The 437-nt window shown below is 61.6% G+C and carries 1 pseudogene; it reads left to right on the forward strand.

Features of this window, described 5'->3' with window-relative positions:
* Window positions 1–347, forward strand: a pseudogene (gene rpsH / locus FH08_RS0133995) (30S ribosomal protein S8); the annotation flags it as partial.
* Between the last annotated feature and the right edge of the window lie 90 nt (window positions 348–437).

Genomic DNA, 437 nt, shown 5'->3' on the forward strand with positions numbered 1-437 from the left:
CCAATACGGCGTACCACGATGAGGTGAAGCTTCCCCACTCGAAGATCAAGGCGAACATTGCCGAGATCCTCAAGCGCGAGGGCTACATCTCCGACTTCCGTACCGAAGACGCAACTGTGGGCAAGACCCTCATTGTCGATCTGAAGTACGGCCCGAGCCGTGAGCGCAGCCTTGCCGGCGTGCGACGCGTCTCCAAGCCCGGTCTCCGGGTTTACGCGAAGTCCACCAACCTGCCCAAGGTTCTGGGCGGCCTAGGCGTGGCGATCATCTCCACGTCAACCGGCCTGCTCACCGATCGCCAGGCGGCCAATCAAGGAGTAGGCGGGGAAGTCCTCGCCTACGTTTGGGAATGGAGGGAACCACAACATCGCGTATTGGAAAGATTCCGGTCAACGTCCCCGCGGGCGTCGACGTTACGATCGCCGGCCAGGACGTCA

The sequence above is a fragment of the Caballeronia sordidicola genome, assembly GCF_000729995.1.
Taxonomy (GTDB): domain Bacteria; phylum Pseudomonadota; class Gammaproteobacteria; order Burkholderiales; family Burkholderiaceae; genus Caballeronia; species Caballeronia sordidicola_A.